This is a genomic window from Desulfosalsimonas sp. (assembly GCF_055149105.1).
Genome location: NZ_JBSRLA010000017.1, coordinates 42532 through 55936, shown reverse-complemented (window position 1 = coordinate 55936; position 13405 = coordinate 42532). Strand labels below are relative to the sequence as shown.

The following is a 13405-nucleotide window of genomic DNA, read 5'->3' as shown; positions in this document are numbered from 1 at the left end:
GCTGTCTCTTCAAGGGCCTCAAAGTCCTCAAGAGACATAATAACAACCGATTCCGATGATTTGCGTGTTACAATCACCGGGGAGCGGTCTCTGCAAACACTTTCCATTGTTTTCGCAAGGTTTTGTCTTGCTGCGGTATAAGTTATAGCTTTCATATTATCACCTCCTGTACAGCATATTGTACGTATCAAAGGTAAAATGTCAAGGCGTAACCCGTACCCCGGCATTAAAATTTCGGGGGCAGTATATGAATTTTTTTAGCGTGTGCACAACCGGAAACATTTGCCATTGGGGCAACAACTGCCGGATCTGCCCGGTTTCCCGAATGGCGTCTACTGAACTGGAACTGAATCCATGGCAAAGAAAAAAACACGACCGGATCCGTTTACTGAGTTGACGTGGGATGATCTTGCGGACTGGGCCGGAGACAGAATTGTCTCCCGGGGAAAAGGATATCAGAGGATGGGACGGGTCCGGGAGCCGGCCGTAACAGAAGACGGCGGCCTGGTTGCCTGGGTGGACGGGACACAAAGATATGCAGTCAAGGTGGTTATGATGGATGATGGTCTGCCGGTGGAGGTTCTCGACAGCCTGGAAGGCGTACCGGTTATAAAAAAACAAGGTCGTTAAAAAGGCGGACGGTTTGCCAATTGCTCAGAAAACCAGTTTTTGGCTACAAAAACGAGAAGGCAAAAGTGACCGGCTTTCCCTGGAAAGCTTTCGTTGCGCAAATGCTGCATGAAATAGCCGGTGATAAATAAAAAGTATCCAAAAATCAAAACAGAGGGCGAACCATAATGGCTCTGGCTTCACTTTATGAAATTTTTTTCGGGTATTCCGCCCTGTTCCTTTGTATCGGGTTCGGGATACTGTTTTTGCGCCGGGCGGCCGGCGGTGTGATCGGTCCGGAATACTGGGGGGTGGGCTTTTTCCTCAACAGTGCAGGGTTTCTGTGCTGGGCGGCAACAGCAACAGACCGGCCATGGCTGTTTTTTACAGCGGGCGAGTTTTTTCACATGCTGGGTTTCGTCATCATGGTCGGGGGCGCCTACCGCTTTACCGGCAATGCGTTCAAGCGCTGGAATGTGTATGCCCTGTTCGGATTCGCCTCTGTCTGGGCCGTAGCAATGCTTCTGATGCCTCACTATGGCTTTGCTTCATTTTTTCTGATCATGGCCCTGCGGACGGTTCTTTTTGTATGGGCCGGATGCATGATGCTCAAATTCACGCCCTCCAACAGGACGGCAGGGCGAAGGCTTGCAGGATGGAGCCTGATCGTATGGGGGGTGTATGTTCTGCTGTTTCCCTTTTTCTTTCAGTTCCCGTCGCTGATTCATCCTGCCTTTGGATTTCTGGTGGGGTTTCATGTTCTGGCGGCACTTGGGCTGGTGGTTCTGGTCGTTGACAGGGTGCGGGTCCGCGCCGAGGACAGTGAAGACCATGCCAGGCGCCTTGAAGGATTTCTTCCCATCTGCTCTCATTGCAAAAAAATCCGGGACGATAACGACATCTGGCAACCCATCGAGTCCTATATACGGGATCGCTCCGATGCGGAATTCAGCCACGGCATATGCCCTGAATGTCTAAAAGTGCACTATCCCGAGTTCAGTTTCAAAACCTGATATGCGATGGGTGGCGGGGTCGGGCCAAGTCAACAAGTTAAAATCATATGAAATAAACGCAGATTGCTGCGTGTTTTTGGTCTTATTTCCCGGTTTTTGTTCTAAAAAACGGCATTTTAGGCACGGTCAGCCATTATGATCTTTTGATCAGTCATATTTCACGGCACTGAAGCGCATCAGCTTGTTCCAGTTGTGATGGGACTCGATGTAGCGGATGGTGCCGGTTTTGCCCCGCATGACCAGGGAATGCGTTGTGGCGCCGTTTCCGGTATATCTCACCCCTGAAAGAAAACTCCCGCCTGAAATGCCGGTGCCGGCAAAAAACACGTCATCGCTTTTCACCAAATCCTTGACGGAAAATATCCGGGACAGATCTGTTCCGGCTTCGGCCAGGGCCTTTTTCTCCTTGTCTTTCTGGGGATTGAGGCGGCAGAGCATCTCACCGCCAATGGCGCGGATCGCGCAGGCCGATAAAACCCCTTCGGGCGTGCCGCCTGTGCCCATCATCACGTCCACCTCAGAATTTGGATCAATGGCCATCAGGGCACCGGCAACATCTCCGTCTGAGTGAAGCTGAATGCGGGCGCCGGCTTTTCTGATGGCCTGGATCAGATCCGCGTGCCGGGGCTTGTCCAGGACAAACACCACAAGGTCGGCAATGTCTTTTCCCAGGGCTTTTGCGATGTGTGCCAGGTTTGTGTCAACCGGGGCATTGAGGTCCACGGCGTTTCTGGCCGCTGCTGAAACTGCCAGTTTTTCCATGTAATAGCTGGGCCCGGGATCAAGCATGGTGCCCGCAGGTGAGACCCCCACAACGGAAATGGCATTGGGTCGGCCGTATGCCAGAAGATTGGTGCCTTCCACCGGATCAACGGCCGCATCCACCCGGGGCCCGGCGCCGGTGCCCAGATGTTCGCCGTTAAACAGCATGGGGGCATTGTCTTTTTCCCCTTCGCCGATAATGACCGTGCCGTTGATGTCAATGGCCCCAAATGACAGCCGCATGGCTTCCACTGCGGCCTTGTCCCCGGATTCCTTCTCGCCTCTGCCCAGCCAGCGGGCCGATGCCAGGGCCGCGGCCTCGGTTGTTCTCACCAGGTCAAGGGCCAGGTTGCGCTGCGGGTTTTCCATTTGTGTCTCTCCTTGGGTCTGTATGCATGGGTAAAGATTGGTTGCGCGCTTTTGAGCCGGCACCATGATCTCTTCATAATAAACAAATGAAATGGATACAACCATTTGGTTTTTTACACAACCCTGATCCGGAAAATCCCGGCACAGCCCGGGTTGACATCCATTTGGATTCATGAAACTGTTTTTTTGAAATATTTAACCAACCCATAACCTCCGGCGTCAAAGCCGGGTGGACATTTTTTTGGAGATGACATGAGATATGAAGGACAGATTTACCGGCCGTTTAGCGAAGCCAACAGCTATCTTTTGCAATGCACCATCGGCTGTTCCCATAACCGCTGCACCTTTTGCGGCATGTACAAGGACCGCAGGTACCGGATCCGCTCGCTGGCCGAGATCAAGGCGGATATCCAGATGGCCAAAGACTATTACAGCGACCTTGAAAAGGTGTTTTTGTGCGACGGCGACGCCCTGGCAATGGACACAGGAGTGCTGCTTGAAATTTTAAATACCCTTTACGCCAAATTTCCGTCCCTGCGCCACGTGGGCACCTATGCCGGGCCAGGCAGCATCCTTGAAAAAGACATGAGCGAACTGACCGCGCTGCGGGCTGCGGGGCTGACCAAAGCCTATCTCGGGGTGGAATCCGGCGATGACCGGGTTCTGGCGGATGTCAAAAAAGGGGTGACGGCCGCAGAAATGCTCCGGGCCGGGCAGGATCTTGTGGCGGCCGATATCAACCTTTCTTCCATGGTATTGCTGGGCATTGCCGGCCGGGGCGATGCAAGCCGGCGGCACGCAGAGGCCACAGCAGAAATCACCAACCAGATGAAACCCCGCTACCTGGCCGCCCTGACCTACACGCCGGTGCCAAACACGCCGTTGTATCGCAAGGTGGAAAACCAGGCCTTTGAACTGCCCGGCCCGCTTGAGACCATAGAAGAGATGAAGATCATGATGGAAAACATCACCATCGACAACCTGAAATTTATCGGGGCCCATGCCTCAAATTATCTGCCGGTGAGCGGAGAGCTGCAAAAGGACAAGGACCGGATGCTGGCCCTGGTCAGCGGGGTTTTGGCAAAACAGGACATGACCGCCCTGCGGCCGGAAAATCATCGCGGGCTGTGATCCGGGAGTTGGGAAAAGAGGCAGAGCAGACGGGTGCTTCCGACTCCTGAACTGGCCGGCACTGCCGGGAAGGGGGACTGATGAAAACAGACATGCATTATTTCGGGGTGTATGCCCTGGCCCGGGCTGCCGGGATGCGGCCGGGGCCGGCGGAAATTGTTGCCACTGCAAGCGAATATACAGATGATGCGGTTTGGGACAAGGAAGCCTTTCTGGAAGACGGCAGATGCATTCTTGCGGAATTGACGGGCCACAGGCTTTTGGATTTCAAAAACGCAGACAACGAGGATCAGAGAAAGGTCTGGCTGCCGTTTCATTTTCTGCCCGGCGGAGAGGGGAAAACGCCTACAGACAGGCTGCTTTGCGGGAAAAACAGCCCGGTTGCCAAAAAAATGGTCAAAAGAAACACCGCCATTGCGGCCCAGGCACCGTACGGGCTTTATCTCATGGGGATCACGGCCCATGTGTACGCGGATACGTTTGCCCATGAAGGGTTTATGGGCGCTAACCACAGCTATAACGCCATAGCCGCGGGCAGTATTGAACTGGAGGTGGCAGACAACGGGGTTCTTGATTATATTCAAAACAAGGCAAAACAATTTTTGGAAGGGGTGGTGGCATACGGACTGAGCCAAACGTTTCCCCTGGGCCACGCGGCGGCCACCACCTATCCGGATCGGCCCTATCTGCGGTGGCGCTATGTCCGGGCCGCAGACGGCAAAACCGTTGAGCGGGAAAACCCCAAAGACTATCTGGATGCCTGCCGGGCCATGCATGAAATGTTTCAGGACTATTTGGAAAAAGTGCCAAAGCACGGGCAAAGCCGTACGGCAAAGCAGTGGCGGCAGATCCGCCATGGGTTAAAGAAAATCATTGAGCTGGAAGCCGATAAACCGGCGCGGATCAGGGCCTGGAAAAAGGCGATCCGGGAAAACCGGTTGTTTGGCGGCACAACCCGGATTCCTGTGTACAAGGGCCCCAGGTGGTCTGCCAGCATTGACGATCTGGAGCCGGAGAAAATCCCCAAAAACATGGACAAGCTACCGGTTTACCGGTTTTATCAGGCCGCCCGGATCCACCGGGCCCAGGTGCTGAGCAATATCCTGCCGCCCAATGACGTGATTGCGGCATAGGCCCGCCAGAGCAGGATCCCCCCCAAACCTTTATTTTTGATCATATGCCTTTTGCTGTTGACATTTCGGGCGGATTTGGTTGTATATGAAATTTTCCGTGTCGGTTGAGGTTAAAAAGTCGTATAACTGTAGAATAATACGTATAAAATGAAAAGTAAAAGGAGAAAAAGATGAAGTTGTTTCTGAAAAGTTCTTTATTGCTGATTTTTTGTCTTTTGGTGTCCGTTAATGTCTTATGGGCCAAAGACACAGCGTCCCAGGCAAAATCTCTGGTGGATGCCTACAGCTTCAAGGTTGGACCTGATATGCGATATATCAGTTACAAGGAAGATTCCATTGATATAGAGATTGATGGCTTCATGTACGGGGTTTCCGGAGAGATCGCCTATCACGGCATAAGCCAAGGCAAAGCCCCTTTGATGGCCAGTCTCAGTGTTGAATTTCTTGCAGGAGAGATGGATTATGATGGCAGTTATTGGAACGGAGATCCGGTAACGGCGGATACCGATGACTGGATATTTCAGGCCCGGGAATTGCTGGGTTATGATTTTTTTGTCAACGGAAACCATTTGATCACCCCGTTTGCGGGGATCGCTTATCGCTACTGGAATGATGAAATCGATGGGGCCGGCGGCTATGAAAGGGAAATCCAGTATTGGTATTCCCCGGTTGGTGTTCAGACCCTGAGTCGTTTGTCAGATCAATGGACTTTGGGGTTGTCTGCGGAATACGATATTTTCTGGGCCGGCCGGGTAAAGTCGCATCTGAGTGATGTATATCCGACTGCTAACGATCCTTCCGTGAGCCAGGATTTTGGCGACGGCTACGGGCTCAGGTTTTCAGCCCATTTTATCCGAAAATTTTCAGACCGATATTCCATGGTAATTGAACCCTACATCGCCTACTGGGATATTGATGACTCTGATCTCGCCTACTGGGATATTGATGATTCTGATCTCGCCACGGTGAAAGACCAGAAAGTCCAGAGTGTGCCTGTGGGTTGGGTCTATGAGCCGGCCAATGAGACCCTTTCTTATGGGCTGCGGGTGAGTTTTGGGTTTTAAGTATCGTTTGTCTTCCGCGCCGGGGATACCCGTAAGTTTTATGTGAATAACCGGATTTTCCGCAGCTTGATCCCGGGCTTTTACTCAGGGAGACAAGTTCAATGTGATGATTTTCTTTTTTCGGGAGTCTTGACCAAATCGCTGCAATATGATCATATGCCGGCATTTGAGTTAAAAATTTGCCCCGGAATAAGGAGATCATCATGCATTACAGCCAGGCCCCTCAATTTTTCAGCTTGTTTTTATTGCTATTGCTTTTGTGTGCACCGGTTTTTCAGGGATGCGCCAAGCCGGGGTTTCGCTCCGTCCCGGTTGATGAGCTGGAAAAGAAATATGCCAATGAGAACTCCCAATTTATGGAGATAAACGGGGCAAGGGTTCACTTCCGGGAGGAGGGAAGCGGCCCGCCCCTGCTGCTGCTTCATGGCGCCATGGCATCACTTCACACCTGGGACGGCTGGGCTGGCGAGCTTCGGGACGGTTTCCGGATCATACGCGTTGATTCACCCGGAAATGGTCTGACAGGTCCGGTGCCCGGATTTGCACACACCGAGCAGGGGCTGCTGGATTTTCTGGAAACATTTGTGGATGCTATGGCCCTTGACCGGTTCTATCTGGCGGGCAACTCCCTTGGCGGGTTCATGGCCTGGAATTATGCAGTGCAGCATCCGGATAAGGTCAAAAAGCTGATCCTGATTGCTCCTGCCGGTTACCCGCAGGAGCCTCCGGACGTGATAAAGCGGGTGAGTCTGCCGGTGGTGGGCGGCATCGCCCGGGTTTGGGCGCCCAGGTTCATGGTTGCCGCAAATGTGCGAAGTGCATACGGAAATCCCGATCTGGTCTCTGAATCCGTGGTGGACCGCTACCATGAACTGCTGCTCAGGCCCGGCAACCGCAGGGCAATGGTGGAGATCTTCCGGGCCATGAATGAAAAGGCTGACGGGGTTGATCCGGGTGAAAAAATAAAGCAGCTTTCCGTGCCTGTGCTGCTGATGTGGGGGGAAAGGGATCATTGGGTGCCGCCGGCACATGTTGAAAAATGGAAAAACGATGTCTCCGATCTTCAGGTCATCACTTATCCCGGGGCGGGACATGTACCCATGGAAGAGTTTCCAGGCAGAACAGCCAGGGATGCCCGCAGGTTTTTATGTGAATAAGCGATTATCAGGGCGATAGCAAAAAGGCGGGTGATGAAATCAAACATGCCCATGGTGGGCGTCGGGGTGATTGTGCTTCGAAATGGTCTTGTTCTGCTCGGCAGGCGCAAGGGCGCCCACGGGGCCGGAACCTGGGCGCTGCCCGGCGGACACCTGGAGTACGGGGAAACCGTGGAGGACTGTGCTGCGCGGGAGGTAATGGAGGAAACCGGGCTCTGCATCCATTCCATCACCCGCGGGCCGTATACTAGTGACGTGTTTCCGGATGAGGGCAAGCATTATATCACCCTTTTTGTGGCTGCCCGCAGCTACAGCGGTGATCCAAAAATTTGCGAGCCTGACCGCTGTGCTGCCTGGAAGTGGTTTGACTGGTCTGATCTGCCCCGGCCCTTGTTCCCGCCCCTTGCCTCTTTGCTTGAAACAGGATTTGTTCCGAAGTAGGGCGGAATTCTCACCTGACATCCACTGATCTGGATATCTGGCGGATGGCGTTTTGGATAAATGCGGGATTTTTGACAACCATGGACACGGCATGGCGGGGGCAGACAGCTGCGCAGCGGCCGCAGCCCCGGCACTGGCTCTGGTCAATGACCGCGCAGCCGTTGTGGATATGGATGGCCTTTACAAAGCAGGTGCCGTTTGTGCAGATTCCGCAGCCCGTGCAGTTATCGTCCACCGTCATGTGAATGCCCGGCATGCGGAAGATTTTTCTGCTGATATCCGGGTGCATGTATGGCAGCGTCTGCCAGAGGCAGCAGCAGGGGCAGCAGTTGCAGATGGTCATGAGTTTGCCGGGCGGGCCGATATTTAACCAGAGGGTATCAATGCGGTTGCGCCCGATCATTTGCACCAGTCCGGCTTCGCGGCATTTGCGGCAATGGGCGATGGCTTCTTCAACGGTGGCCCGCCGGCCGAAAGCCGGGTTGATTCCGTCTGCGGCCGCGCCCAGAAAAATGCAGCCGTATTCAACCGGATAATCCCTGCAACCTTCCGAGTCCCGGCAGATACAAAAATCCATGATCCATATCACACCGGCCGCCCTGATGAAATGTTCCACCACTCCGGAAGGCACCGCAAGGCTTTCGGGCGGAGCAATGGTTTCATTGATGGCAAATACGGAGTCTTTGGGCAGAAATACCACATCGTCGTTTTTAAAAAACATCCGCTCGATCAGCCATCCGATCACGCGGTAACGCGTTAGCCCGGACCAGAAAAACCGGGTTGCGTATATTTTGTTGATAAGTTTGCGTATTGCGTAAGGACTGGCCATTGGCTGCTTTTTCCGGATTTTCCAGTGGGTTCCGGTCTTCTCTCAAAAGGGTTGTGGACTGTATTGCGTTTTTCTGCTTCAGGGCAAAACAAGTCCTATAGCCTTTATCCTGCCATCTGTAAACAGCCAAAGGCTTGCCTGTGCCGGGCGGCCGGGCGGAGATCTGCGGTTGTAAAGGGATTGCGGAGTGGTTGCGGCGGATAAACAGGGCCGGTTAACGGCCGATGGCCATTAACCGGCTTTTGTATATGCGTGATTCAAAATATGGGAACCAGTGCGTATCCGTTGGCCTGGTACCCGATGGAGGAAATCCAGCCATTGGGAACAACATCGATTTCCGGGGATATGGTTTCCGGATCCACGCCAAAATACTCAACGGCATAAAGACAGACCTCCAGTTTGATTCCGTCCTTGACCATTTTTGAGATTACATTGTCCATTTTTTCAAGGGTTTTTCTCTGCTCCTCTGTAAATGCGCTTCGATCCGAGGACAGCAGCTTGACTGCGGTGCCCATAAATATCACAACAAACCGGGGTTTTTCTGATACCTCCCGGATGGCTTTGTCGGTGAAGGTCTCATGGGCCAGGGACAAATTAGCCAGCGCGCCTGCGGGATTGCCTTTTCTGAAATCAAATATCGTGTCAACGCTGTCTGCGCCCTGAAGCGCTTTGTATTGTCCGGCCGGTGCCGGACCGGCGGAAATCAGCAGGACAAGCAGAGAGAAAAAAACAAGCATTGTTGAAAATACATTTTTTGTTTCCATTTCAGCACCTCCAAAAATTGTTGTATATGCCCGGATACATTTCAATGATTCAGGTTGCGCCAAAAATCCGGGCCGCTTCAATATGAAGTGGTGATAAAAAAAATAAGGCCCCGCCATGCGATTGCAAGTGGGGGTGATATTTTTTGGGAATATATGCGGTTATACCACCCCGCGGTAAAATGCGAGCTGCCTGGCGTTTTCCCTGAAAGGGGCGAGAAGTTTTTTCAATTCGGTTTTTTCAAGGGGTTGTGCGTTGGATCCGGCATCCACCAGGGTTTTGACTTCGGTGATGCTTGAACATCCCACTATGGCAACTGTTATTGGTTTGCCAAGGGCATAGCGCAGCAGCAGTTCAGGGGTCACCCCCAGGTGCGGGGCAACGTAATGGCCCGCTCCCAGTATCTTCATGGCGATAACAGCGATGTTTTTCTCCAGGGCTGCAGCAAGTGTTTGGGTGAGAAAACCGCCAAGGATCTCCTCAACCGGATTGACCGGCATCATCACTGAATCCACGGGCCATTGGCGTACCGCCCGGGTCAGGACATCCGGGTCGTGATGGCCGGTCACTCCGATAAAGCGCACTTTCCCCTGCTGCCTGGCTTCCAGAAACGCTTCAAGTGCACCGCCCGGTCCTTCAATGACTTCCATATCCTGCATGGTGCGCACGTCATGGATCTGCCAGAGATCCAGATAATCGGTTTCAAGACGCTTCAGGGTCTCTTCCAGGTCTTTTTGCGCGCCCTTTTTGTCCCTGGATGCGGATTTGCTGGTTTGAAAAACACGGCTTCGCTGTTTTGGGTCTGATTTCCATTTTCTGCCGTAATAAAGCTCGGAGTCTGAATAAACCCGTGCGCTGTCAAAATAGGTGATGCCCTGCAAACAAGCGGCATCAATGACTTCGTTGGCCTCTTCAAACCGGCCGGTGGTTCTGAGCACGCCTTCGCCGCCAAGGCCCACGCGGGTGACCGCCTGCGGGGCTGTTCCAAACGGGTTTGTCTGTATCGGGTTTTTTTCCATGGTCTCAAAGATCCTTTTTTTGTTTTTCATGAATGCCGCAAGCGGCTTTTCCGAAGACGGATCCCATCATGTTTCCGTGTCCCGGGCAGACGCATATGGATCGGCATCTTTGCGCACATCCGCTTCCAGTTCCCTGAAACGATTGATCACCTCCTGGCGCTCCCGGCGCAGGAGTCTGAGCAGTTCCTCCTGGTTCCAGAAAAAAGAGCGCACCAGAATCCTGTCGCGGTATACGAGAATATTGCGCCTGTAGTGCAGGGCGGCAAATCCGGCCGGCGGCAGCAGGGCCAGGTAGGCAAGGGCCCATTTCCAGGTCATGCCAACAAAATACCACAGCCAGAACCCCAGGGCGGCATAGGTGACCGTAAATGCCAGAAATCCCACTCCAAAGTAGGCAAAGGCCCGGATGGGCTCCTGCCTGACAAGCCGGGCGGTGTATTTTGTAAACATGTACGGGACAATGTTGTGCACCAGGCCAAACAGGGCCACCGGGGCCATGGCGATGGCGTAAAACGTCATTTGCAGGCGGATGAGCCGCTGGTGAACCGGCTTGTTGAGCAGTCTTTTGACGGCATGGCTCAGCTCCGCCTGGCGCAGATGGTCCTGGTATCGGTCCACCTGGCGACGGAGCGGGGCAATGACTGAAGAATTGCGTACGGCGGCCCTTAACAGGATTGCGCTGATCTGCTTGCGGGTTTTTTCGCGGGTTTCAAAGGGGTCTCCGCCTGCAGCCGGATCGGGCCTGTACCATTCCAGCAGTTTCCATATCCATTGTTTGATCCGTGACCCGGGTTTTGCCTGTTGCGTGTCAGATGCCGGCTCATCTGCGGCAAGGGGTTCCAGTCTGTAATCCAGGGCTTCTGCCAGGTCTTTGGCCAGTTTGTCCACCTGCTGGTCTTCCACGTGCATGGCCTGCTGCCGCAGAGATTCCTGCAGATCCGCGGTCAGGCGCCGGACGGCGGCTTCCGGATCAATTTTGTGCATGCGGGCGTAATCCGACACCCGCAGAGGCGGGCCGAAGCGCAGCAGGGCAGAAGACATGAACAATTCCCTGTGCTCGTAATTAAGGCCCACCGGTACGATGCTCAGACCGAGCCGGTAGTTGTTGCGCTCTTCTGCGCCAAGGGCCATTCTGGCCCCGCCCGTGCGCAGTTCAGCCACCTGTCCGGGCGGAGAATTTTTCCCTTCCGGAAACAGCCCCAGGCAGCCGCCCCTTTCAAACAGTTCGTAAACCTTGTCAAACGCAGCCATGTTGCGCTTTCCGGAATCCCGGGTTTCGTGGGAGCGGTAGACCGGAATGGCCCCGAGCTGATAGAGCAGGCCGCTGACCAACCGGTTTTGAAACAGGCTGCTTCGCACCAGAAAATGGATCTGGCGCCGGGTCTCAACAGCCAGCAGGATGGCATCGAGTACGGAGGCGGGGTGGTTGGCCGCCAGGATCACCGGCCCGGATCCGGGGATGCGCTCCGGGCCCTGGCTGCGGACCTCGATAAAATAGAGACGGCTGAAAACGCGAAGCAGCCATACAATTACACGATACAGTTTCATATCAGCAAAGCCGTAATCAGTTTGTGGAACCGGTGTCCGGATCGGGCTGTTTTTCAAATGACCCGGTTTCCAGAAAACGGATCACCAGTTCAGCGGTTTCCTTTCTATGATGGATCTGATTGTGATGATAGGGCACCACAACAAAATCGTCGAGTCCGGGATAGCAGACCGATTCTACTTCAACCCGGCCGTCGTTTTCCTTTTCCAGCAGCCGGCCCAGGGCTATGGTGCTCTTGTTTCCGGCAATCGCGCCGATTCTGGTTTCATCGGGATCTGACAGGCCCAGTTCAGGGATGTTTTCCGGCTGAAGAGATTCAAGGGTGGCAAAGGTTTCCACCAGCAGCTCTGAGACATCTTCTGCAATATCGGCAAGCGCGCTTCCCTGGTTGGGCGTGGCAATGAGCACGGCATGGCTCACCTGCTTGTAATCCGGGCTGTGGGCCAGAAAATACCGGATCACAAGCCCGCCTGTGCTGTGTCCGGCCATGGCCACAGACGCGTTGTCCGGCAGTTCGGATAAAATTTCTTCCATCTGTTTGGCAAAAATTTCCGCCGCCTCATTTACGTGATCAAAGGTAAGGGGCAGATCAACGGAAATGGCCCGGTACCCGCGCTTTTCAAGAAAGCCGGCAAGGCTTTGCATGTCATCTGCGTCCTTTGCATAGCCATGCACGAGAATAACGGTTTTTTCAGACGGATTTTGCTCTCGGGGCTGCCGTTTGTGGTTTTGCGCGGAATTTTCGCAGGCCGCAAGCAGCAGGAACGGCAAAAACACTATGGCCAAAAGGCGCATAATAAAGACTTTCTTATGACGATTTTTTGCATCCGATCGCATGATTGCATTATAGCCCTGCTGCAGCAAAAATCAAACAGTGATGGCACCGTAACGACCAATATCTGCGTTACGCGCGATTCTTCAGAATTTGTTGCTGTTCGTGCCTGGTTCTATAATTTTCGCATGATGCCGGCCCGGGGGCGGTTTGCTCCCTGCTGACCGCTTGCGCGCTCAATGCGACTCGCAAACCACCCCCGGACCGGCATCATGGCCGACCGCAGGGCTTTCTTCCTTACAAACAGCGGGCGCGGTAAAAAGCTTTTTACGAGACCATCAAACAGTAACCGATGGGATTCAGGCGGTTTTGAGGCTGATTGCGGTTTGACACCCTGTTTGAATTTGGGTATATATTTAAAATGGAAAAGACGTTTTTTCTATTTATATCCCTGATCTGCCTTGCTTTGCCCGGGTGTGGTTTTTTTACTTCTTATTCCTACGAGAGCATCGCCTCTGAATATGCTCACCATACAATTCCCGGGCCGCCGGGACAAGGGGCGGCGGAAAAAACGGACCCACGGGATTCGCACAGCCCGGTGCAATTTCCGCTAACGCTTTCTTCCGCCATTGAAACCGCCTTAAATAACAATCCGGACCTGGTGCAGGCCGCCTGGCGAACCGAGCAGAGCCGGGCCATGCTCTCGCTGGCAGAAACCGCGTTCTGGCCCAAAGCTTCCCTTTACACCGAATACATGCAGGGCGATGCCCCGTCCGCCTATTTTTTTTAAAAGATCGA

Annotated in this window: 15 protein-coding genes; 8 read left to right on the top strand and 7 right to left on the bottom strand. The window is 53.6% G+C overall.

What is annotated here, in order from left to right; genetic code table 11:
- Positions 1 to 155: type II toxin-antitoxin system Phd/YefM family antitoxin (locus ACTCIA_RS06190; protein ID WP_463000932.1), on the bottom strand; the 155-nt coding region annotated here is incomplete at its 3' end.
- A gap of 199 nt (positions 156 to 354) precedes the next feature.
- On the opposite strand from ACTCIA_RS06190, the gene ACTCIA_RS06185 reads away from it, so the two are divergent.
- On the top strand, positions 355 to 630 hold the full coding sequence (locus tag ACTCIA_RS06185) for an SWIM zinc finger family protein (RefSeq protein WP_463000931.1): 276 nt from the start codon (positions 355 to 357) through the stop codon (positions 628 to 630).
- A gap of 167 nt (positions 631 to 797) precedes the next feature.
- Complete coding sequence (locus ACTCIA_RS06180) at positions 798 to 1622, top strand: hypothetical protein (protein ID WP_463000930.1); 825 nt, start codon at positions 798 to 800, stop codon at positions 1620 to 1622.
- 147 nt (positions 1623 to 1769) lie between these two features.
- Here ACTCIA_RS06180 and glpX read toward each other — a convergent pair whose 3' ends face one another.
- Positions 1770 to 2753: a class II fructose-bisphosphatase gene (glpX, locus tag ACTCIA_RS06175; RefSeq protein WP_463000929.1), complete on the bottom strand. Its 984-nt coding sequence runs from the start codon at positions 2751 to 2753 to the stop codon at positions 1770 to 1772.
- 252 nt (positions 2754 to 3005) lie between these two features.
- Here glpX and ACTCIA_RS06170 point away from each other — a divergent pair, with 252 nt between their 5' ends.
- The 5 genes from ACTCIA_RS06170 to ACTCIA_RS06150 all read left to right on the top strand — a co-directional run bounded on the left by ACTCIA_RS06170 (position 3006) and on the right by ACTCIA_RS06150 (position 7679).
- On the top strand, positions 3006 to 3884 hold the full coding sequence (locus ACTCIA_RS06170; RefSeq protein ID WP_463000928.1) for a radical SAM protein: 879 nt from the start codon (positions 3006 to 3008) through the stop codon (positions 3882 to 3884).
- 80 nt (positions 3885 to 3964) lie between these two features.
- A complete protein-coding gene (locus tag ACTCIA_RS06165; RefSeq protein ID WP_463000927.1) occupies positions 3965 to 5017 on the top strand; it encodes a DUF6765 family protein in 1053 nt (350 codons plus the stop codon).
- A 305-nt stretch (positions 5018 to 5322) separates the two neighbouring features.
- Positions 5323 to 6081 carry an autotransporter outer membrane beta-barrel domain-containing protein gene (locus tag ACTCIA_RS06160; protein WP_463000926.1) on the top strand — a complete coding sequence of 253 codons (759 nt, stop codon included), beginning with the start codon at positions 5323 to 5325 and terminating at the stop codon, positions 6079 to 6081.
- Between the two features lie 203 nt (positions 6082 to 6284).
- Positions 6285 to 7238, top strand: a complete 954-nt coding sequence (locus tag ACTCIA_RS06155; RefSeq protein WP_463000925.1) for an alpha/beta fold hydrolase — start codon at positions 6285 to 6287, stop codon at positions 7236 to 7238.
- 33 nt (positions 7239 to 7271) lie between these two features.
- Positions 7272 to 7679 (top strand): nucleotide triphosphate diphosphatase NUDT15, encoded by a 408-nt coding sequence (locus tag ACTCIA_RS06150; RefSeq protein ID WP_463000924.1) that lies wholly within the window; start codon positions 7272 to 7274, stop codon positions 7677 to 7679.
- A 10-nt stretch (positions 7680 to 7689) separates the two neighbouring features.
- On the opposite strand, the gene ACTCIA_RS06145 is transcribed toward ACTCIA_RS06150, so the two are convergent.
- The 5 genes from ACTCIA_RS06145 to ACTCIA_RS06125 form a co-directional block, all read right to left on the bottom strand.
- Complete coding sequence (locus ACTCIA_RS06145) at positions 7690 to 8508, bottom strand: 4Fe-4S binding protein (RefSeq protein ID WP_463000923.1); 819 nt, start codon at positions 8506 to 8508, stop codon at positions 7690 to 7692.
- Positions 8509 to 8765: 257 nt separating this feature from the next.
- Positions 8766 to 9272 (bottom strand): DsrE family protein, encoded by a 507-nt coding sequence (locus tag ACTCIA_RS06140; RefSeq protein WP_463000922.1) that lies wholly within the window; start codon positions 9270 to 9272, stop codon positions 8766 to 8768.
- 159 nt (positions 9273 to 9431) lie between these two features.
- A complete protein-coding gene (locus tag ACTCIA_RS06135) occupies positions 9432 to 10319 on the bottom strand; it encodes an aldo/keto reductase (RefSeq protein WP_463000921.1) in 888 nt (295 codons plus the stop codon).
- A gap of 36 nt (positions 10320 to 10355) precedes the next feature.
- Positions 10356 to 11837 carry a lysophospholipid acyltransferase family protein gene (locus tag ACTCIA_RS06130; RefSeq protein ID WP_463000920.1) on the bottom strand — a complete coding sequence of 494 codons (1482 nt, stop codon included), beginning with the start codon at positions 11835 to 11837 and terminating at the stop codon, positions 10356 to 10358.
- A gap of 16 nt (positions 11838 to 11853) precedes the next feature.
- Positions 11854 to 12672, bottom strand: coding sequence for an alpha/beta hydrolase (locus ACTCIA_RS06125; protein ID WP_463000919.1), 819 nt, complete (start codon positions 12670 to 12672; stop codon positions 11854 to 11856).
- Positions 12673 to 13028: 356 nt separating this feature from the next.
- On the opposite strand from ACTCIA_RS06125, the gene ACTCIA_RS06120 reads away from it, so the two are divergent.
- Entirely contained in the window at positions 13029 to 13397 is a 369-nt protein-coding gene (locus ACTCIA_RS06120; RefSeq protein ID WP_463000918.1) for a hypothetical protein, read from the top strand.
- Positions 13398 to 13405: the final 8 nt, after the last annotated feature.